19 protein-coding genes and 5 tRNA genes are annotated in these 20,081 nt (G+C 59.2%); 15 read left to right on the top strand and 9 right to left on the bottom strand.

The features are described from left to right. Positions 1 to 10 precede the first annotated feature (10 nt). Both pgeF and rluD read right to left on the bottom strand, forming a co-directional pair. On the bottom strand, positions 11 to 748 hold the full coding sequence (gene pgeF / locus HNQ50_RS16050) for a peptidoglycan editing factor PgeF (RefSeq protein WP_184102220.1): 738 nt from the start codon (positions 746 to 748) through the stop codon (positions 11 to 13). Beyond that, complete coding sequence (gene rluD, locus HNQ50_RS16045; protein ID WP_184102219.1) at positions 735 to 1,787, bottom strand: 23S rRNA pseudouridine(1911/1915/1917) synthase RluD; 1,053 nt, start codon at positions 1,785 to 1,787, stop codon at positions 735 to 737. The genes pgeF and rluD overlap by 14 nt, the downstream gene beginning before the upstream one ends. On the opposite strand from rluD, the gene HNQ50_RS16040 reads away from it, so the two are divergent. From HNQ50_RS16040 to HNQ50_RS16000, 9 genes are all read left to right on the top strand, one after another. Then, positions 1,786 to 2,583, top strand: a complete 798-nt coding sequence (locus HNQ50_RS16040; RefSeq protein ID WP_184102218.1) for an outer membrane protein assembly factor BamD — start codon at positions 1,786 to 1,788, stop codon at positions 2,581 to 2,583. The two genes, rluD and HNQ50_RS16040, sit on opposite strands and share 2 nt — an antisense overlap. 71 nt (positions 2,584 to 2,654) lie before the next feature. Beyond that, positions 2,655 to 2,730, top strand: a tRNA-Ala gene (locus tag HNQ50_RS16035). A 59-nt stretch (positions 2,731 to 2,789) separates the two neighbouring features. Next, positions 2,790 to 2,865 (top strand) — tRNA-Glu (locus HNQ50_RS16030). A gap of 82 nt (positions 2,866 to 2,947) precedes the next feature. Then, positions 2,948 to 3,024, top strand: a tRNA-Arg gene (locus HNQ50_RS16025). Between the two features lie 38 nt (positions 3,025 to 3,062). Further along, positions 3,063 to 3,138: transfer RNA gene (locus HNQ50_RS16020), tRNA-Glu, on the top strand. An 8-nt stretch (positions 3,139 to 3,146) separates the two neighbouring features. Further along, positions 3,147 to 3,222: transfer RNA gene (locus HNQ50_RS16015), tRNA-Ala, on the top strand. A gap of 418 nt (positions 3,223 to 3,640) precedes the next feature. Then, a complete protein-coding gene (locus tag HNQ50_RS16010) occupies positions 3,641 to 5,935 on the top strand; it encodes an alkaline phosphatase family protein (protein ID WP_221303220.1) in 2,295 nt (764 codons plus the stop codon). 126 nt (positions 5,936 to 6,061) lie between these two features. Next, positions 6,062 to 7,429: a cytochrome-c peroxidase gene (locus HNQ50_RS16005; RefSeq protein ID WP_184102217.1), complete on the top strand. Its 1,368-nt coding sequence runs from the start codon at positions 6,062 to 6,064 to the stop codon at positions 7,427 to 7,429. Positions 7,430 to 7,499: 70 nt separating this feature from the next. Continuing rightward, entirely contained in the window at positions 7,500 to 8,150 is a 651-nt protein-coding gene (locus HNQ50_RS16000) for an SEN1982 family lipoprotein (RefSeq protein ID WP_184102216.1), read from the top strand. Positions 8,151 to 8,213: 63 nt separating this feature from the next. Here the strand turns inward: HNQ50_RS16000 and HNQ50_RS15995 are convergent, their stop codons facing one another. Next, positions 8,214 to 9,089, bottom strand: coding sequence for a 2OG-Fe(II) oxygenase (locus tag HNQ50_RS15995; RefSeq protein WP_184102215.1), 876 nt, complete (start codon positions 9,087 to 9,089; stop codon positions 8,214 to 8,216). An 82-nt stretch (positions 9,090 to 9,171) separates the two neighbouring features. Further along, entirely contained in the window at positions 9,172 to 9,579 is a 408-nt protein-coding gene (locus tag HNQ50_RS15990; RefSeq protein WP_184102214.1) for a YkgJ family cysteine cluster protein, read from the bottom strand. 103 nt (positions 9,580 to 9,682) lie between these two features. Here HNQ50_RS15990 and HNQ50_RS15985 point away from each other — a divergent pair, with 103 nt between their 5' ends. Then, complete coding sequence (locus HNQ50_RS15985) at positions 9,683 to 10,234, top strand: hypothetical protein (protein ID WP_184102213.1); 552 nt, start codon at positions 9,683 to 9,685, stop codon at positions 10,232 to 10,234. A gap of 49 nt (positions 10,235 to 10,283) precedes the next feature. Here HNQ50_RS15985 and ettA read toward each other — a convergent pair whose 3' ends face one another. The 4 genes from ettA to HNQ50_RS15965 all read right to left on the bottom strand — a co-directional run bounded on the left by ettA (position 10,284) and on the right by HNQ50_RS15965 (position 14,762). Next, positions 10,284 to 11,936: an energy-dependent translational throttle protein EttA gene (gene ettA, locus HNQ50_RS15980; RefSeq protein ID WP_221303219.1), complete on the bottom strand. Its 1,653-nt coding sequence runs from the start codon at positions 11,934 to 11,936 to the stop codon at positions 10,284 to 10,286. Between the two features lie 417 nt (positions 11,937 to 12,353). Continuing rightward, the gene (locus tag HNQ50_RS15975) at positions 12,354 to 13,814 is read right to left on the bottom strand and encodes a multicopper oxidase family protein (RefSeq protein ID WP_184102211.1); all 1,461 of its coding nucleotides are present in this window, start codon (positions 13,812 to 13,814) and stop codon (positions 12,354 to 12,356) included. Positions 13,815 to 13,890: 76 nt separating this feature from the next. Further along, positions 13,891 to 14,325, bottom strand: a complete 435-nt coding sequence (locus HNQ50_RS15970) for a DUF411 domain-containing protein (RefSeq protein WP_184102210.1) — start codon at positions 14,323 to 14,325, stop codon at positions 13,891 to 13,893. Positions 14,326 to 14,432: 107 nt separating this feature from the next. Continuing rightward, the gene (locus HNQ50_RS15965) at positions 14,433 to 14,762 is read right to left on the bottom strand and encodes a hypothetical protein (protein WP_184102209.1); all 330 of its coding nucleotides are present in this window, start codon (positions 14,760 to 14,762) and stop codon (positions 14,433 to 14,435) included. Positions 14,763 to 14,916: 154 nt separating this feature from the next. Between HNQ50_RS15965 and HNQ50_RS15960 the strand changes: the two genes are divergently transcribed. The 5 genes from HNQ50_RS15960 to HNQ50_RS15940 all read left to right on the top strand — a co-directional run bounded on the left by HNQ50_RS15960 (position 14,917) and on the right by HNQ50_RS15940 (position 18,755). Further along, positions 14,917 to 17,301 carry a heavy metal translocating P-type ATPase gene (locus HNQ50_RS15960; protein ID WP_184102208.1) on the top strand — a complete coding sequence of 795 codons (2,385 nt, stop codon included), beginning with the start codon at positions 14,917 to 14,919 and terminating at the stop codon, positions 17,299 to 17,301. Continuing rightward, a complete protein-coding gene (locus HNQ50_RS15955; protein WP_184102207.1) occupies positions 17,276 to 17,482 on the top strand; it encodes a heavy-metal-associated domain-containing protein in 207 nt (68 codons plus the stop codon). Before HNQ50_RS15960 ends, HNQ50_RS15955 begins: the two co-directional genes overlap by 26 nt. Beyond that, entirely contained in the window at positions 17,469 to 17,792 is a 324-nt protein-coding gene (locus HNQ50_RS15950; RefSeq protein ID WP_184102206.1) for a metal-sensitive transcriptional regulator, read from the top strand. The genes HNQ50_RS15955 and HNQ50_RS15950 overlap by 14 nt, the downstream gene beginning before the upstream one ends. A 10-nt stretch (positions 17,793 to 17,802) precedes the next feature. Further along, entirely contained in the window at positions 17,803 to 18,111 is a 309-nt protein-coding gene (locus HNQ50_RS15945; RefSeq protein WP_184102205.1) for a hypothetical protein, read from the top strand. A 125-nt stretch (positions 18,112 to 18,236) separates the two neighbouring features. Continuing rightward, positions 18,237 to 18,755, top strand: coding sequence for a YgjV family protein (locus tag HNQ50_RS15940; protein WP_308419177.1), 519 nt, complete (start codon positions 18,237 to 18,239; stop codon positions 18,753 to 18,755). Here the strand turns inward: HNQ50_RS15940 and HNQ50_RS15935 are convergent. Continuing rightward, positions 18,752 to 19,903 carry a methionine aminotransferase gene (locus HNQ50_RS15935; protein WP_184102203.1) on the bottom strand — a complete coding sequence of 384 codons (1,152 nt, stop codon included), beginning with the start codon at positions 19,901 to 19,903 and terminating at the stop codon, positions 18,752 to 18,754. The genes HNQ50_RS15940 and HNQ50_RS15935 overlap by 4 nt on opposite strands. Positions 19,904 to 20,081 lie beyond the last annotated feature (178 nt).

The raw sequence follows: 20,081 nt of genomic DNA, 5'->3' as shown, positions 1-20,081 counted from the left end.
GGCTGGGTGATTACGATTTCAGCCAGATCAGGGCCGCCATGCGGCCAGTTTGTTTTTCACGTCGGAAGGAAAAGAAGTTGCGGCTGTCGCTGACAGTGCAAAAACCACCGCCATGAATGCTGCCAATACCGGCGGCGGCCAGCCGCTGGCCAGCCAGGGCGTAGATATCCGCCAGCCATTTGCCCTCTTCGGCGGCGGGTTTGAAGGCGCTGGCGGCGCTGGCATCATGCGCCATGAACGCTTCACGCACCTCAGGACCCACCTCGAATTGCTGTGGGCCAATGGCCGGCCCCAGCCAGGCCATGATGTCTTCGGGTGACCGTTGCATGCGCTGCAGCGTGGCTTCCAGCACGCCATTGCACAGGCCGCGCCAGCCCGCATGGGCGGCAGCTACCACGGTGCCGGCCCGGTCACAGAACAGCACTGGCAGGCAGTCTGCTGTCATGATGACGCAGACCTCGCCAGCTTGCGTGGCATAGCTGGCATCGGCATCACAACCGCCCGCCGTGGCAACCTGGATACCGTGGACCTGATTGAGCCATTTGGGCTCGGATGGCAAATGCTGCCGCAAGATAGCGCGGTTTTGCGCGACAGCGGCCGGGTCGTCCCCCACATGTACGCCCAGATTAAACCCGTGATAGGGCGCGCTGCTGACCCCGCCGGTGCGGGTGGTCATCACCGCCATGACATTGTCGGGGGCGGGCCAGTCCGGCATCAGGAAGTTGGGGGTGGTGTTACTCGCGGACATAGATGACTTCCATATCGTGATCGTCATCGCCCCAGTCTTCTTCTTCATCCCAGCTTTCATCCAGCCCGGCCTGGGCGCGCATGACATTGAGCAGGGATTCCAGATCAATCGGCACAGGCGAGCGCCAGCTCATGACCTTGCCGGTGACGGGGTGCGTCAGTGAAAGCCTGCGGGCGTGCAACGCCTGCCGGGCAAAGTCTTCCAGCGCCAGCATGATCTCTGGCTCCAGCCGTTTGGCCCGACCACTGTAGACCGGGTCTGCTGCCAGCGGATGGCCCAGATGCGCCATATGCACGCGAATCTGGTGCGTGCGCCCGGTTTCCAGCCGGCATTCAATCAACGTGAAACCGTTGAATTTCTCCAGTACACGGTAATGGGTGACGGCGTGTTTGCCCGTGCCCACCACCGCCATGCGGATGCGTTCTTTCGGGTGGCGGCCAATCGGCGCATCCACCTTGCCATCCCGCTTGACCTCGCCCTGGGCAATCGCCAGATAATGGCGCTTTACGGTATGGGCCTGCAGTTGTTTGACCAGGTGGTTTTGTGCGGCCAGCGTGCGCGCCACCACCATCAGACCACTGGTGTCCTTGTCCAGACGGTGTACGATGCCGGCGCGGGGCACGCTTTTGAGCTCAGGGTAGTGATGCAGCAGGCCATTGAGCAAGGTGCCCGACCAGTTGCCGCTGCCAGGGTGAACCACCAGCCCGGCCGGTTTGTCGATGACGAGGATTGCATCGTCTTCATAAATGACATCAAGCTCGATGTTTTCCGGCTGGAAGGCAACTTCCTCCGGATCGGGCTGGATATCCACGCGCAGGGATTCACCGCCCCACAGTTTGGTCTTGGGTGTGGCAGGCTGGCCGTCCACGGTGACAAGGCCATCCTTCACCCATCCGGCCAGCCGGTTGCGTGAGTAATCAGGTAACAATTGCGCCAGCGCGGCGTCCAGCCGAGACCCCGCACATTCCTGGGGTACGGTAAGGACACGCGGCTGCGCGAAATCGCTATAATCGTCGGGTTCTAATTCAGGATTCATCATGAACAAGATTTTACCGCGAATCGCCGCATTCGCAGTGGCTGCTTTGTTGCTGGCCGGTTGTGCGTCCACTCAAGAGCAGGACGAAACCAAAGGCTGGTCGGCGGAAAAGATTTATAACGAAGCCAAGTCCGAACAAACTGCCCATAACTGGGATCACTCCACCAAGTTGTTTGAAGCGCTGGAAGCCCGCTATCCGTATGGCCGTTTTGCGCAGCAAGCTTTGCTGGAAATGGCCTACAACCAGTACAAGAACCTTGATAGTCAGCCTGCGCTGGCGTCGCTGGATCGCTTCATGAAGCAGTATCCGGCACACCCGAGCATGGATTACGCGCTGTATCTGAAAGGCCTTGTGAACTTTAACGATACGCAAGGTTTCCTCTCGGCGCTGGCCAAACAGGATATGGCCGAGCGTGATCCGAAGTCCGCACGCGATTCTTTCGACGCGTTCAAGGAGTTGATTGATCGTTACCCGGACAGCAAGTACGCCGAAGATTCGCGTACCCGGATGGCGTATCTGGTGGGCGCGCTGGCCAACCATGAACTGTATGTCGCCAAGTACTACTACCGTCGTGGTGCCTATCTGGCGGCGGCCAACCGTGGCAAGGGCCTGCTGGAAAACTTTGGTAATACCAAACAGGTAGAACCGGCTCTGGGCATCATGGTGCGTTCTTACGACAAACTGGGCCTGACCGAACTGCGTGACGACGCCAAGCGCGTGTTGCTCAAGAACTATCCCAACACGGTGGTGCTGGAAGACAGTTACTGGACGACCGGCTCCTGGTGGAAGCTCTGGTAACAAAAACTTAAAAAAATGCGCATTGGGGGTTTACAAGTACCAGGTCGTCACCTACAATGCGCATCTCTTTCGGGGCTATAGCTCAGCTGGGAGAGCGCTTGCATGGCATGCAAGAGGTCAGCGGTTCGATCCCGCTTAGCTCCACCAAAACAAATGCGGCTGCTTGAGAATGCAGTAACTCTTAAGCAGCCGCTCAATGTTTAGACGTCCCCATCGTCTAGAGGCCTAGGACACCGCCCTTTCACGGCGATAACCGGGGTTCGAATCCCCGTGGGGACGCCACTACACCTGTGGTGTGCAGTAGCAGTAAACCGTAGTAAAAGTAGTAGAAGTAAAACAGTGGTATCAGTTGTGAAGTTTATGTGCGCCCGTAGCTCAGTTGGATAGAGTATCTGGCTACGAACCAGAGGGTCGGGCGTTCGAATCGCTCCGGGCGCACCATTTCTTCCAGGCTGTATCCTGCAATACCCAGATTCCTTGTCCCCATCGTCTAGAGGCCTAGGACACCGCCCTTTCACGGCGATAACCGGGGTTCGAATCCCCGTGGGGACGCCAGCATTCTTGGGGCTATAGCTCAGCTGGGAGAGCGCTTGCATGGCATGCAAGAGGTCAGCGGTTCGATCCCGCTTAGCTCCACCAAATGTAAACGGCCATCCGGTTTCGGATGGCCGTTTTCATTTGCACCTGCCTCGTCTGATCCTTTCTGATCCTCGCCGTTTTTCCAGTTTCATTCTTCCTTGATTGTCGCTTGTACCTGCCTTGATCACACCTCATCCTGGATTTGCCGCATGCGCCGGACCAGGTGCAAAAAGTGGCGATTGCAGCGCCAGTTTGCCTGGATTGCTTTCTTCAGACTTAGAAAAAACTTAGATAAACGCGCATAGGCATTGTTGGGTTGACGCAAAAATATATATTTTTATTTACCGACGTAACGGCGTGTAGCGTCACATCGTTTTCATCTTCAACTCCCAGGATGGCGAGGTTTTTTCGGGACTGGCTATGCAGGTTCGCCCCTGACATTGCCGGTCAATAGAACATACCCATCCGGGAGATAGATGTGGCAAACCTTCAGTACGTCGGTTTTACGACAACACTGACCACCATTGCGGCGGCCTGTATGTTGGCCGGTTGCGGTGGCAGTGATTCTGGCACCTCAACGTCGGCCCCAGGCGCACAAGTCAAGATCAGTGGTGTCGTCAACAGCACGGCCTATACGCCGGGCAGCACCGCCAACCCGACCCTGGCCGCTGGCTATATCAAGGGCGCCACCGTCTGCGTTGACAGCAACAACGACGGCATTTGCGAAGCAAGCGAAAACCCGGTGACCACCGATGCCAACGGCAAGTTCACGCTGACCGTCTCGGCCGTGGGCCCCATCATTGCCGATATCAGCAGCAGTGCTACCAACACCGCCAGCGGTGCTGCCGTTACCGCGCATGAAATCCTGCGCGCCTCCCTGGCTCAGGTGACTGAACAGCAGGCTGCCGGTCTGGTGGTGGTCAGCCCCATGTCCAGCGAAGTGCAACGCATGGTGGAAGACAACAACACCAGCTATCAGACTGAAAAGGCCAATCTGGCCAGCCGCGTCGGTGTGACTGCGGCTCAGGTACTGGGTGATCTGACTACGCTGACGGGCACTGCCCAGACGCTGGCCGTAACGGAAGCCAATGCGCTGAACAACCGCTACGTCTACGCCACCAAGAAGTTCGATAACAAAGAACTGTACCCGGATGCACTGGCTGTCCCGGGTGGTGATCCGGAACTGGCTAGCCTGGCGGTCAGCTCGGCCACCAATACCGTGACGACGGATACCCGTCAGCCGATTACCTTCCTGCAAGCGCAGCAAGCGGCGTTCAATGTGGAAGGTATTCCGCGTTACGACAGCGTGTTTATCGTGATGCTGGAAAACAAGGGCACCACGACCATCCTGGGTTCGCAATACGCGCCCAAGATCAACGGTTACCTGCAAGCTGGCAATCAATTCACCAGCTACTACGCCACCGGCAACCCCAGCGAGCCGAACTACACCGCTCTGGGCGGTGCCGATGACTGGGGTATCACCGATGACAGCCAGTGGAACTGCGATGCAACCGGTGCCAACGCCGTGCAGGATCTGCCGGTGCCGGACAACACCCAGCCAGGTCTGGCCAACTCGCCGTTTACCACGACTTGTACTCAGGCTTCGGGCATCAACCACAACATCGTAGGCCGTGCCAACCTCTTTACCGCACTGAGCAGCAAGGGCCTGCGCTGGCGTACCTACAGCGAATCGATGAACCCGGGTCAGGATTTCCGGACTGACGGGATTGCCGATAGTGCTGTGACCGCAACAGACCACGTGTATGCACCGGGTACCCTGGCCGGCAATACCACGGCCATTGGCAATGCCGCACTCACGCTGCCGATGCCGGCAGGCCTGTACAAGACCAAGCACCATCCGGGGATGGCTTACCAGAACGTGCGTAGCGCACCGGAATGGAAGTTCAGCAACCGCACCCTGGGCGGTGGTCAGTGGGATGCCGTGCTGACCTCTGGCACCAAATATGCTGTGCCGGCTGGCTACAACGTTGACCAGTTTGGTTCTGACTTGCAAAGCGGTGATGTGGGCCAGATCAACTTCCTGATGCCTGACCAGTGCGATGACATGCACAGTATTGGCGTCACTGGCACGGTATCGGGCGGCGGCACGGGTACGGCGAGCGATTGCTCGGGCAACAACATCATTGTCCGTGGCGATAACTACGTCGATTACCTGGTGAAGAAGATCCAGGCTTCCCCGCTGTGGGCCAACAAGCAAAAGCGCATTGCCATCGTGCTGATGTTTGACGAAGGCACGGCCACCACGGGTCACAACTCGTGCTGCGGCTGGGTCCCGGGCTCCTCTGGCGCGGCAGCGTCGACCAGCACCAACCCGCTCTCCAAGGGTACGAATGGTCAGTACGCGCAGGATACGTCGATCCACAACTACAACTTTGGCAATCATGGCCACGGCGAATCCATCTTCGTGGTGCTGACCAACCAGGCCAGTGCACCGACCAAAGTGTCCGATAGCGATGCGTACAGCCACTTCTCGTTTGTCCGTACCTTGCAAGACATGTTCCAGCTGGCTGACCCCACCGATGACTCCACGTACATGAACCGCTCGAAGTACACCGAGAAGTTTATTGCGCAGAACATCCTGAACCTGCCGGAATACCAGAGCAGCGCCGATACCCACTTTGACTCGGTTCGTCCGATGAACCACGCCTACGTGATTCCGGCTACCTACAGGGAGCTGCAATCTTCTGACGTGACAACCGCAGCGCAAGTGGGTCCGGATGCAACGCAGAAGGGTGTCTGGGCAGTGAAGTAAACCGTTCAGAAAAAAGAAAAAGAGGCGGCCCTGACACAGGGGCGCCAAAGAGAGGGCAGGGGCCAGCGCCCCTGCCGTTTCTGCAGCCGTACAGAAGCACTGCTTCTGTGAGGGAGACTTGTCAAAATGCCGAATTTGTTCCGGATTGCCCTTTGTCTGTTGCCACTGGCGCTTGCCGCCTGCGGTGGCGGCAGTGATAGCACCACCACCAGCACGAGTGCACCAGCCACAACGCCTGCACCGACCGCCACCACCGCCTCTGCGCCGCTGAGCCTTGCCGCGCAAGTGGGCGACAAACTGTTTTTTGATGCCACTTTGTCCGGCTCGGGCAAGATGTCCTGCGCCACCTGCCACGACCCCAATTATGCTTATGCAGCGCCAAACAATCTGGCGGTGCAACTGGGTGGTACCGATATGCTGCAGCCGGGCACCCGCGCCGTGCCCTCGCTGCGCTACAAGGAATTCACCCCGCCGTATGCCGACTTGCTGGATAACCCGGACGGCGTGAGTGTGCCCGGCCCTGGCGGCGGTTTTACCTGGGATGGGCGCTCGCCCACGCTGGCAGACCAAACCAGCATTCCGCTGTTGTCGGCCAATGAAATGGCTAACGCCTCGCCGGCAGACGTTGTCGCCAAGGTCAAGGCTGCGTCCTACGCCCCGCTTTTCTTGCAGGCCTATGGCAGCGATGCGTTTACGGATACCACCAAAGCCTTCGGCTACATTCAGGCCGCGCTGCAGGCGTACCAGATGGAAGACCAGAGCTTCCACCCGTTCTCCAGCAAGTTTGACCTGTATGTGGCCAACAAGATTGGCGGCAACATGACTGCGGCGGAACTCAGAGGGCTGAGCGTGTTTACCGATGCCAACACCGGCAACTGCGCCTCCTGCCACTATCAGGGCGCAGGTCTGAATGGGAGCTCTGCGCTGTTCACCGATTTCTCTTATGAGAACATCAGCGTACCGCGCAATATGGATATCCCGGCCAACCAGAACGCCAGCTACAACGATATGGGCGTCTGCGGCCCGCTGCGCACGGATCACCTGCCCACTTCGCTAGGTGCGCCTAACGCGTTCTGCGGCCTGTTCAAAGCCCCGACCTTGCGCAATGTGGCCCTGCGCGGTGCGTTCTTCCACAACGGGGTGATCCACACCTTGTACCAGCTGGTTCACTTCTACAACACGCGCGATACCAATCCGGAAATCTGGTACCCGACCGTGGGCGGTACACCCAGGACCACGCCAGACGCCAACTTCCCCACCTATGGCCTGATTACCACCCAGTACACCGGGGGGACGGTGCAGAAGTTCAATGACTTGCCCGCTGCATACCTTGGCAATATCGACCCGCAAATGCCGCTGGATAGCCGTGCCGCTGGCTCGACGCCGCCGATGACAGAAGCGCAGATGTCTGACCTGATCTGCTTTTTGAACACATTGACGGATGGCTACCAGCCGCCCGCCAACCCACCCACCCATGGCACCTGCGTGGATTAATCCCGCGACGCCAGCCCAGCCTTTGATCGCCTGGGCTGGCGTCGACTGATTGGACTCAATGAACATCACGATGAAAAAACTGATCCAGACCCTGAGCCTGACCGCCTGCGCCGCCTTGTTGCTGAGTGCGTGTGGCAAGGATGACGCCAAACCTTCTGCTGCCGTGTTTACCAGCGGCATGCAGGATTACCTCGCCCAGAAAGGCCATTTTTGCCTTGGCAAAACCGACTGGCCGATCAATATCACCCCCAACCAGGCGGCGGCCGGTGAGCCGGATGCCCTGCAACTGCCCGTGCTGCAAAAGCTGGGTATTGTGACCTTCAAGGACGTCATGATTCGTTATGACAGCCCCGGGAAATCCGAAGTGCTGCCAACACACCAGTATTCACTGACGCCGGAAGGGGAGAAGTACTATCTGAAGCAGGACTTTACCTATGCCCGGACCAACGGTAGCAAGCAGGTCCGCCACGGCGACCTGTGCGCGGCTACGCTGACGCTGGACCAGATTGTGGGCTGGGAGCCGCCGCATGATGAGAACGGTCACAAGACCACGGCCGTGACCTACACCTATAAGGTGGAGTCTGCACCGTGGGCCAGTGATCCGGACCTGGCGCGCGTGTTTCCGATGCTGTCACGCGTGATCCATGGCGATCGCCAGATGCAGCTTAAAGAAGTGTTCACGCTCACCGACAAGGGCTGGAAGTCGGTTGATGTGATGTGAGCGGCCGATATGGCCCAACAAAAAGCCGCCGGCGAGGGCGGCTTTTTTTATGTTGGCGGCCTCTCAACGCGAGATAAACCGGCGCTCGCGTATCCACTTGGTGGCGACCCATTTCTCACCCTTGAGCACCGGCGAGCTGGCGTGCAATGACGCCGGGTCCACCTGCCCCTGGCGATTGCAATACTCAAAGTAAATGGCATTGCCTTGCTGTGGGGTGATGGCCCAGCCGGCTTCCGGGAACACCGTTTCGCCGCCAGCCGCGACATCGTTCAGATAAATCACCACGGTGATGATGCGCTGGCCGCTGCGGGTCACTGATTCTGCATTGGCCACGTTGCTGGGGGTCAGATAATCAAAATGCGGGGCGCTGCCTGCGCCGGAACGGTAATGCAGAATCTGAAAGCCTTCGCCATTCTCAACCGGCAAGCCGGTCAAGGCCGCGAGGCGACGATCCAGTTTTTCCAGCAAGGGGGTTTCCATCAAACGGAAAAACATGCCCTCGCTGCTGCGATGGTCAGCCACGACGTCCTGGCCGGTGCTGGGGTCGACCACGGTGGATGGGCGCAGGCGCGGGCGGGCCAGTTCAATCAGTTGTTCGCATTCACGGGCGTTGATCACATTGCCCAGCACCGCCGCAGTGGGCTTGCTCATGCGCGACAGAATACGGATATCCCGATCACCGCAGGCAATCACCGGGGCGGCGGGCAGGCGGCACGGGTCGGCCACGTAGGCCAGCGGTGCCAGTAATAACTGGCCCTCAGGCAAGGGGGAACCGGCCATCAAGGCTTGCATGACGGCGTTGACCATGGCGTTGGCTAGCTGTTCTTCCACATTGTTGTCGCACAATTCCCGCACGACGTCAGGTGCCGCACAACCGCGTTGCAGATTGCTGATGATCCAGTCACGAACCGGGTTGGGAAAAGGAACCGTCAAAGCCATAAAACACGCATCCAGTCAGCCGGGAATACGTCATTTTATGAACGCGACATGACAACCGTGAGAAACGGGCCAGTTACCGCTGTCAGCGGTTGCGATAAGCGCAAAAGCCAGGCTTGGGGCCAATCTTGGGATGGTTGCGACAGGTATTGGGGCGCAAGTCATAAATGGTACACAAGCGCGTTTCGGCATCCAGATAGGTACACTCGCCATTGGCCCGCTGCGCCAGCGTGAATACACTGGTCTTGAAATTGAAGTGCTGAATGATCCGCGCTTTTTCCAGCCGTTTGGCGACGTTCTTCGGCGCTTCGTGCTCGGCCTCAAACGGATCGACCACACCCATCCGCACCAGATCCGGCAGCTTGACCTCCACCGGCATGGTACAACAGGTAGACTGGCAATCCATGCACATGGCCTGCTTGTAGCGGGCCCAGGTGTCCAGGTTTTCCAGGGTGGAGATGTGGTAGAGCTTTTTGTGGGGCAGGGCAGGCATGGTGGCGTATCAGGGTGAATCGGGCGTCACGATACCATGTGCGCGGCCTTGAGCGGGTGTGAGGGGCTGAAAGGTCATCGTGTAAAATCCCACCAGGTGGTGCATGTTTTCAGAAAATGGAAATGGAGTTGAAACAGTGATGCGGCTTGTGGGCAAACTGCTCTTGGTCTTTCTGGCAGGAACGTCTGCTTTTGCTTGTGCAGATGATGCTCAAGAGATCTCGAGCTTGTTACTTGATCCGGTTTTAACGCGGGTGACACCATGTCGTGTCTCGGCCGTCATATGGCACATGTCGGCACAGCAGCGACTGGAGGGGCACCCGGAACAGGTGATACTGAAGACGCTTGCTGTTGATGATGATCAACGGGCGGAATTCGCCCCCTATCTGCACGAATTCATGCAGGTGCCGATGGCAGAGGTGGCGGAGTGGATTTCGCGGGGACAAGGCCGGTGCATAGCCCACTATGCGGGGCTACCCGAGGACCCGGTCATGCAGTGCTACAAGACGTGGCAACTGCCCTTCAATAACGACTTGTACGGTCCGCATCGACCAGGCAAAAAGCCTGAGGCGGACCTCAATGCCAGCGAGTTGGGTTACCTGAGATGTTTGAAGATGACGCTCTCACAAACGGGTGCGCAGGTAGAGAACCAATAAAAAAACGGGAAGCAGCGCTTCCCGTTTTTTATTGGTCAAGCCGGACGAATCAACGTGTCACCGGCTTGTAGCGGATGCGCTTGGGCTTGGCACCTTCTTCGCCCAGACGCTTCTTCTTGTCGGCTTCGTATTCTTGATAGTTGCCGTCAAAGAATGTCCACTGGCTATCGCCTTCCGCCGCCAGAATGTGGGTGGCGATCCGGTCCAGGAACCAGCGATCATGGCTGATGACGAACACGGTGCCGGCAAATTCCAGCAGCGCGTCTTCCAGCGCACGCAGGGTTTCCACGTCCAGATCGTTGGAGGGCTCATCCAGCAGCAGCACGTTGCCGCCCTTCAGAAGCGTCTTGGCCAGATGCAAACGGCCGCGTTCACCACCGGAGAGCATGCCAACCTTCTTTTGCTGATCGCCGCCCTTGAAGTTGAAACGGCCCAGATAAGCGCGGCTGGACATTTCAAACTTGCCGACCTGAATGTTTTCCAGTCCACCGGAGACATCTTCAAACACGGTCTTCTCGGATTCCAGGCCTTCACGTGACTGTTCGACAAAGGCCATCTGTACGGTTTGGCCGATCTCGACATCACCGGTATCTGGCGTTTCTTTACCGGCAATCATCTTGAACAAGGTGGATTTACCGGCACCGTTGGGGCCGATAATGCCGACGATGGCACCCGCAGGGGCGGCAAAGCTCAGATTGTCGATCAGCAGACGATCGCCAAAGCCCTTGGACACACCCTTGAACTCGATGACCTTGTCGCCCAGGCGCTCGGCCACAGGGATGAAGATTTCCTGGGTTTCGTTGCGCTTCTGGTGTTCAAAGCTGGACAACTCTTCAAAGCGGGCAATCCGCGCCTTGGACTTGGCCTGCCGGCCCTTGGGGTTCTGGCGAACCCATTCCAGTTCTTTGTTCAGCGCTTTCTGGCGGGCCGATTCAGTGGATTCTTCCTGCTTCAGGCGTTCTTCCTTTTGCTCCAGCCAGCTGGAGTAATTGCCCTTCCACGGAATGCCGTGACCACGGTCCAGTTCCAGAATCCATTCGGCAGCGTTATCCAGGAAGTAGCGATCGTGCGTTACAGCGACCACGGTACCCGGGAAACGCACCAGGAATTGTTCCAGCCACTCCACCGATTCTGCATCCAGGTGGTTGGTTGGTTCGTCCAGCAGCAGCATGTCCGGCTTGGACAGTAGCAATTTGCACAACGCGACGCGGCGCTTTTCACCGCCGGAGAGGTTGCCGATTTTGGCATCCCACGGCGGCAGGCGCAGCGCGTCGGCGGCCAGTTCCAGTTGCAGTGCGGTGTTGTCACCAGCACCGGCAGAGATGATGGCTTCCAGGCGGGCCTGTTCTTCGGCCAGTGCGTCAAAGTCGGCATCGGGTTCGGCGTAGGCGGCATAGACTTCTTCCAGCCGCTTTTGCGCGTCCATGACTTCACCCATGCCGCTTTCTACTTCTTCGCGCACGGTTTTTTCTGCGTCCAGTTTCGGTTCCTGTTCCAGGTAGCCGATCTTGACGCCAGCCAGGTGTTGCACCTCGCCGTCGTATTCTTTGTCCACATTGGCCATGATGCGCAGCACGGTGGATTTACCAGCGCCGTTCAGACCCAACAGGCCGATTTTGGCGCCAGGAAAGAAAGAGAGCGAAATATCCTTGATGATCTGACGCTTGGGCGGAACGATTTTGCTCACGCGGAGCATCGACATTACATATTGGGCCACGGGTTACGACTCGCTGATGGGCAAATGCGGCAAGTTTAGCATTGTGCGGTAATGAGGGGGAGGAGTGAGGAGTGAGGAGTGAGGAGTGAGGAGTGAGGAGTGAGGAGTGAGGAGTGAGGAGTGAGGAGGGGGAAGGATGCATACCCCCGGACTCGTCATTCCTGCGAAAGCAGGAATCCAGTCCGCCCGCCAAAGGCGGGCCTTGCCTGGCAAACCATGGTCAGTGCCTGCGGCACAAGTGTTCACACCTGGATTCCTGCGTTCGCAGGAATGACGAAGTGGTGGTGTGCGTGAAAAGGAGGTTGCAACCGGCAAACCCGGACTTACACTCTGCACACCTCACACCTCACACCTCACACCTCACACCTCACACCTCACACCTCACACCTCACACCTCACACCTCACACCACATTCAATATCCCCATCATCCCCCGGTCTTCGTGCTCCAGAATATGGCAGTGGAACATACGCGCACCGGCTTGCGGTTGTACGACATGAATCAATACCGTTTCATTGGGGCGCAGGTTGACGGTATCGCGCCAGGCCAGGAAGGGCTCCGGTACGGTCTGACCATTGTGGGTGCGGCTGACCACCTGGAACTGGGTGCCGTGCAGATGGAAGGGGTGGTCCATGTCCGAATCATTGACCAGCGACCACGCCTCCACTGCGCCACGCTGGCTGATCAGGTCCACACGGTTCATGTCGTAGCTCTTGCCATTGATCAGCGGGGTCATGCTATGTACGCCGCCAGCCATGCTCATCTGTTCGCTGAACACCACCCGTTTCTGCACACCACCGGGCGTGAGTGGCGTGATCTGCCGCAGGTGTGAGGGCATGGGCATGGTGGCGCCGCCACTGAGTGCCACCCTGGCCAGCGTCAGCGTTTGCGGTGCGGGTACATCGCCCATCATGCCCCGATCATAAGCCAGGGCCTGCAAGGCGATTTCGCCATTGCCCATGACGACGATCTCGGCGCGCTCTCCTGGGGCCAGTAACAACTGGGTGACGGTACGCGCATGCTCCAGCAGACCGCCATCCGTGCCCACCAGCCGGAACGGCTGTTCCCCCAAAGAAAGATTGAGGTAACGCGCATTGCACATATTCCACAAGCGCCAGCGCTGCATGCCGTTGGCGGTGATGGTGGGCTGCAATACACCATTGACCAGCACAAACTGGCCTTCGCGCCCGTTCATCCAGTCCATATCGCTATTGCCGGCAATACGGCCATCCGCACCCAGCTTGAGGTCGGACAACACCAGGTGCTGTTCGGGCATGCCCATCAGCGGATCGCGCCGCGAACGCACAATCAGCGGGCCCGCCAGGCCCATATACGCTTGTTCCGCCGTGTGTCCATGCGGGTGCGGGTGATACCAGTAGGTGCCGGCTGAACCTGCTGGCAGGCTAAAGCGATAGATGCGTTCGGTGCCTGGCGCGACTTCATCGCCCGGATTGCCGTCTTGCGCGGGGGGCACCGGCAGGCCATGCCAATGAATGGTGGTGGGCTGGGTTAACTGGTTGATGAGGCGGATTTCCAGCACATCCCCTTCATACACCTCAATCAATGGGCCAGGGTTCTGGCCGTTATAAGCCCAGACCACGGTATCCAGACCCGGTTTGAACTGCACGGTGCGTGCAGCAGCGGTGAGGGTGGCCTGAAACTGGCCGGCGGGATTGGCCTGGTTTTTCAGTTTTTGCAAAGCCGGCAGGGCACGGCCTGCGGGGAAGTCCGCGACAGGCAGCAAGGCCGTATTGTCTGCCGGGGCCATGTGCATGGCGTGCATGTCTTCCGCCCAGGTGCGGGGGGCCAGCGCCAGCGTGCTGACGGCCATCCCGCCAAACCGCAAAAAGCTTCGACGATCCATTCTTTTACTCCGACGGGGCGGATGCAGATCCGCCCCGATGATGGTTCAAGATCAAGATGAACTGGCCAGGGGCCGGTTAGAAGCGACCAAACTCGGTGTCCGGATTGCTGTTGGCTGTTTTCAGCGCATACACCGGCAAGGTGCCCGGTTTTTCCTCGCCCATGCCCGGAGAGTTCATGGGCATGCCGGGCACGCTGATCCCGGTGATCGCAGGCTTGTCCTTCAACAGCTTGTTGATGGCCGCCACCGGTACATGACCCTCTACGGTATAGCCGCCGATCCGCATGGTGTGGCAACTGGCTGCCTTGGCCGAGCCGTAACGCTGGCGAACCGCGCCCATATCGGCGGCATCTTCTGCCTTCACGGTAAAGCCTGCGGTTTTCAGATAGGCAATATAGGCTTCGCAACAACTGCACCCGGCATTTTTATAGAGGGTGACGGCGGTGCCGGCCTGGGCCAGTGTGGCAGCGCCGAACAAGGCCAGCGCCAGAATACGGGTTTTGAACAGCATGATGACTCCTTGTTGCCGACTGTAAGACGCAGCCGGCAAACCGAACCTGTGCATGCGTGGCATGCATGGCAAATCAATCGAACATAACGGATAGAGAGATTGCGGATTCAGGCAAGAGGACGAGGAGGGGGTAACGGTGGTGCGGCCAGCCAGTTGATCTGGACCACCATGGCGACCGGGTGGCGGATCGCCTTACCGGAAAGCGGGGGAGAGGCCAGCGCTGCACTGAGCAACGCGGCCGGCGTCATGCTGCAAAAAGTGTTGTCGCAGCACGGACTGGCGGTCGCGTGGTGAACGGCTTTGGGTGCTGGCGCTGCCTCGTGGCAATGCGTGCAGGTGTCTGTCGCCTGAACCACGTTGACCGGGTGGGCCGACGCAATGGGTGTCTGTGCCGGTGCAATGCCGGATATCAGCAGGCAAAAGGTCAGAAACAGCATGCGCCACATCGTGCATACACCCAGGTGAGATGCGGGCCACTGTATACCCCGCACCCGTATCGGTAAAGCGGGTGTGAAATCTTGCCACTCGGGTTTACAGAGACCCCGCCGGGGCATAGGATACCCCCTATAGGTATTTGGCGAGGGCCGGTTCATGGACGTATCACTTCCCATCAGTGGCATGACGTGTGCTGCCTGCGCTGGCCGTATCGAAAAGGTATTGGGCCGGCTGGATGGCGTGAGTGCCGAGGTTAATCTGGCTACGGAAACCGCGCGCGTCTCTGTCGCGGATGGCCAAACCGTGCCTGCGGTGATTGCGGCTATTCGCAAGGCGGGTTACGACATCAAGCCAGCCCGAACGCAGTTGATGCTGGAGGGGATGACTTGCGCTGCTTGCGCCGCACGCATTGAAAAAGTGCTGAACCGTCTGCCTGGCGTGACGGCCACCGTCAACTTTGCCACTGAAACCGCCCTGATCGAACAACCTGCCGGGCTGAACGCCACCGATGTTCTGATTCAGGCCGTGCGCAAGGCGGGCTATGACGCCCATGAAATCAAACCCGACGCCGCACAAACTGCGCCACACCAGGGCGCAACGGTCTGGCAATGGCTGGCCCCGACGTTGCTCACCGCGCCCTTGTTGTGGGAGATGCTGGCCATGACGGCCGGCTGGCACGCATTGATGGTGCCGCGCGGATGGCAAATGCTGCTTGCCACCCTGGTGCAGGCGGGTTTTGGCTGGCGCTTTTATCGCAGCGCCTGGCATACCGTCAAAGGCGGCGGCGCCAATATGGATGTGCTGGTGGCCCTGGGGACCACCGTGGCCTGGTTGTTCAGCAGCGTGGTGGTGGTACAAGGCCACGCTGATTTGCCGGTCTATTTTGAAGCCAGCGCGGTGGTGATTACGCTGGTGTGCCTGGGCAAATGGCTGGAAGCCCGCGCCAAACACAAGGCCTCGCAAGCCATGGGTGAACTCATGCAATTGCAGCCGCGTGACGCCCGGGTGGAACGTGGCGGCATGGTGCTGGAGGTGCCAGTCGATCAACTGGAGGCCGGTGAGATTGTCATTGTGCGCCATGGCGACGCCATCCCGGTGGATGGCGAAGTCATCAGCGGCCAGGCCGAGGTAGACGAAAGCATGCTGACGGGCGAAAGCATACCCGTACCCAAATCAGCCGGTGCCCAGGTCTTTGCGGCCACGCGTAACCATGACGGTATGCTGCGTATTCGCGCCACTGGCGTTGGCCAGCAAACGCAACTGGCAGAGATTGTCCGTCTGGTGGCGGCCGCACAGGGCTCCAAAGCGCCAATCCAGCGTCTGGCCGATCAGATCGCCGCCGTGTTTGTGCCGGTGGTGCTGTTGATGGCGCTGGGCACATTTCTGCTGACCTGGTGGCTGGCCGGGTTCACGCCCGCCATGCTCAACGCCGTGGCCGTACTGGTGATTGCCTGCCCGTGCGCGCTGGGTCTGGCTACGCCCTCCGCCGTGATGGTGGGGGTGGGACGCGGTGCGCATCTGGGCTTGCTGTTCCGCAATGCCGCCGCGCTGGAACATGCCGCGCATCTGGATACCCTGGTGCTCGACAAGACCGGCACGCTGACTGAAGGCAAACCGGGCGTGCGTGCGGTACGGGTGCTGGCGGCTGGCATGAATGAAACCACCTTGTTGCAGTGGGCGGCCAGCCTGGAGGCCGGTAGCGAACACCCGTTGGCCAGGGCGCTGCTGGATGAAGCCGTGCAGCGCAAGTTGCCCTTGCTCGACATCACCGGTTTTGCCGTCACCGCCGGGCAGGGGGTAACCGGGACATTGCCAGATGGCACGACCTTGCGGGTGGGCCGCATGGATTGGGTGGGGGAGAGTGATGCAACCCTCCCCCCTGTACGGCAAGATGAAACCATGGTCGGGATCGGTCGGGATCAACAGTTGCTTGGTGTGATTGCACTGGCTGATACGGTACGGCCGACCTCCAGGGCTGCTGTGGCTGCATTACAAGCCCAGGGTATCGACGTCATCATGTTGACCGGTGACAACCAGAGCACCGCGCAGTGGGTGGCGCAGGTGACGGGCATCAAGACTGTCCATGCCGGGGTGTTGCCGGCCGGCAAGGCCGAGCTGATCCGTAGCCTTGGTGCCAGTGGCAAACATGTCGCCATGGTGGGGGACGGTGTCAACGATGCCCCGGCACTGGCGCTGGCCGAGGTCAGTTTTGCCATGGGCGCGGGTAGCAACGTGGCGATTGAAGCGGCAGACGTGACGCTGATGCGCAATGACCTGATGGCCGTGGCGCAGGCGGTGGCACTCGCCCGCGCAACCTTGCGCAAGATCCGGCAGAACCTCTTCTTTGCGTTTATCTACAACACGCTGGGTATTCCGCTGGCCATGTTTGGCCTGTTGAACCCGGCCATTGCGGGCGCGGCCATGGCGCTCAGTTCGGTCTCGGTGGTCACCAATGCGCTGATGTTGCGGCGCTGGCAGCCACCCCGTTCTTCTCAACCTTCAAGGAATCTGGATCATGCAAACCGCAACACTCAACATTAACGGAATGAGCTGCTCCGGCTGCGCCAGCACGGTCAGCCGGGTGCTCAAGAATATTAACGGCGTGCAAAGTGCGGCAGTGAACCTGGATGCGGCCAGCGCTTTGGTCGAGTTTGATCCGGCCCTGACTGGTCCGGAGGCCTTCAAGGCTGCCGTTGAGGACGCGGGCTATGACGTCGTCTGACCCGCACGCGCCACATTGTCATAACGTGCCGGGTGACAAGTCCGCCGTGCAGCCGGATAAAAAGCGCCTTGTCAGCCGGCTTAACCGTATTGAAGGGCAGGTCCGCGGGATTGCCCGCATGGTCGATGAAGACCGTTACTGTGTAGATATCCTGACGCAGTTGGGCGCGATCCGCGCCGCGCTGGATGGGGTGGCGATGCAGTTGCTGGAAAATCATGCCAACGGCTGCGTTGCCAAAGCCATTGGCGCCGGCAACGGTGAAGACGCCATTGCCGAGCTGATGGATGTTGTTCGCAAATTGAAAAGTTGAGGAAGCGCCAATGGATCAACCGCTCTGGCAAGTGACCCGTAGCGTACCTTTGGTGGAGCCTGCAGCAGAGGCGCAACTGACCGTCTTGCGCAGCGTGCCGGGTGTCAGCGCTGTGACGGTCACAGGCCAACGCGCCGCCGTGACCTATGACGTGCGCGCCGTGCAGTATGGCGCGTTGCTTGCGCTGGCCGGGCAAAGTCAGAGTGGGTGGTTTGGGCGCCTGCGCGCAGCGTGGCGCAATAATCTGGACCGCAATCTGGCCGATACCTTGCAAGCCAAAGCCGGCGCCTGCTGCAATCAGCCGCCGGTAAGGCGTTGAAAATAATAATATATATCATGCCGCCCGGCGGGGGGCGCCACGAAGCGGGCACAAACGGGTAGGATGCTTTCTTTTGTCTGGTCCGCGTCCTGGTGGGCCTTTTGGCTGGAGTAGCGGTTTTGGCTGTGTTTTCGCTGGCGCAGTGCCTGGGTTATCTGGTTTTCGCTTTTTCCATTGCGGGTTTTCTGCAAAAAAAAGATCAACGCTTCAAGCTGTTAATGACGTTGCAGTCCGCTACCTACGCCATCCACTTTGCCCTTTTGGGTAACCCGGCAGCCATGACCAGCGCCGGTATCTCCAGCGTGCGCATGCTCACCTCCATGCGCAGTCAGTCGCCCTGGCTGGCGGCCGTGTTCGTGGCGCTCAATATCGGCCTTGGCTTGTACGTGGCCAGCGGCTGGTACAGCATCGTGCCCATTCTGGGAGGCACCCTGGGCACCGTGGCGGTGTTCCTGTTCAAGGGCATCCCCATGCGCCTGTTGATCTTGTGCAGCACCTTGCTGTGGCTGGGCAACGCATTTTTGTCTGGCTCGATTGGCGGCGTCATGCTGGAAACCACATCCGCCACACTCAACCTCATCACCATCTACCGCTTGTTTGCGGCACGCCGGGCCACGCCGGCTGTGGTGGCCGAGTCGGCCTAAGCAGCCAGTGCAGAGAGCCGCGTCAAGGCGGCATCCAGTGTGCTTTCCTGTTTGGCAAAGCAAAACCGTACCAGCTTGTGATCGCGTCCATCCGCGTAAAACGCCGATACCGGAATACTGGCGACCCCGTGCGTCACGGTCAGCCAGCGCGCAAACTCCGCCTCTGACAAATCCGGCCTGATCTGGCTGTAATCAGCTAACTGGAAATACGTGCTCTGGCTGGGCTTGAGTGTAAACCCGGCCCGCTGCAAGCCAGCGGCCAGCAGATCCCGTTTGGCTTGATAAAACGCGGGTAACTGCTGCCAATGGGTGGGCTGAGCCAGATACTGCGCCAGCGCGTGCTGGGTGGGCGTGTGGACAGAAAACACCAGGAACTGGTGCAGCTTTCTGAACTCTGCCATCAACGCCGGCGGAGCCACGCAGTAGCCCACTTTCCAGCCCGTGGCGTGAAAGGTCTTGCCAAAGGAATACACCGCAAAACTGCGCGCCCGCAAGGCGGGGTGCGTCAGCACGCTGTGATGCGCAATGCCATCGTAAACCAGGTGCTCATAAACTTCGTCGGCCAGTACCAATAGCTCATGGCGTTCTGCAATTGCCGCCAGCGCATCCAGATCCGCCCGCGTGAATACACTGGTGGCTGGATTGTTGGGGTTATTGACGATGATCAGCCGGGTGCGGGGTGTAACGGCGGCGTTCACTTGATCCCAATCCACCGTGAAACCGGGCGCGCTCAAACTGATCCGCACTGGCACTGCGCCTTGTGCGCGGATGGCGGGTGCGTAGCTGTCGTAAGACGGGTCCAGAATGAGTGCTTCGTCACCGGCATGCAATACGGTGGCAATGGCGGTGAACAGCGCTTGCGTCGCCCCCGCCGTGATGGTGATTTCGGTGTCCGGATCGACCGCAACGTTGCGGCTTAACTGCAATTTGCTGGCCAGTGCCAGACGCAGCGCCGGCAAGCCCGCCATGGGGGCGTACTGGTTGTGCCCGGCCAGCATGGCCTGGTGCACGTCTTCCAGCAGTTCTGGAGCGCACGCAAAATCCGGGAAACCCTGGGAGAGGTTGATGGCACCGTGTTCAGCGGCAAGCTGGCTCATCACGGTGAAAATGGTGGTGCCGACGTCAGGCAGTTTGGAAACAAGCGCCATCGCAAAATCCATTTGAGTGAACGGATATATTAACCCGGTTTTTTGGAATGATTGGTGCTATATCGCGCTGCGGGCTGATTTCTGTGCATTGCCAATCCAGAGTTGGAAAAGAAGCAAGTGATGGCGGGTTTATCCGCTGTGGATTGATGAACACAATGAAGCTTTACCGGTGACAGGA

The organism is Silvimonas terrae (genome assembly GCF_014202765.1).
Taxonomy (GTDB): domain Bacteria; phylum Pseudomonadota; class Gammaproteobacteria; order Burkholderiales; family Chitinibacteraceae; genus Silvimonas; species Silvimonas terrae.
Note: the sequence above shows the minus strand (reverse complement) of the source record. Positions and strands in the feature narration are given on the sequence as shown.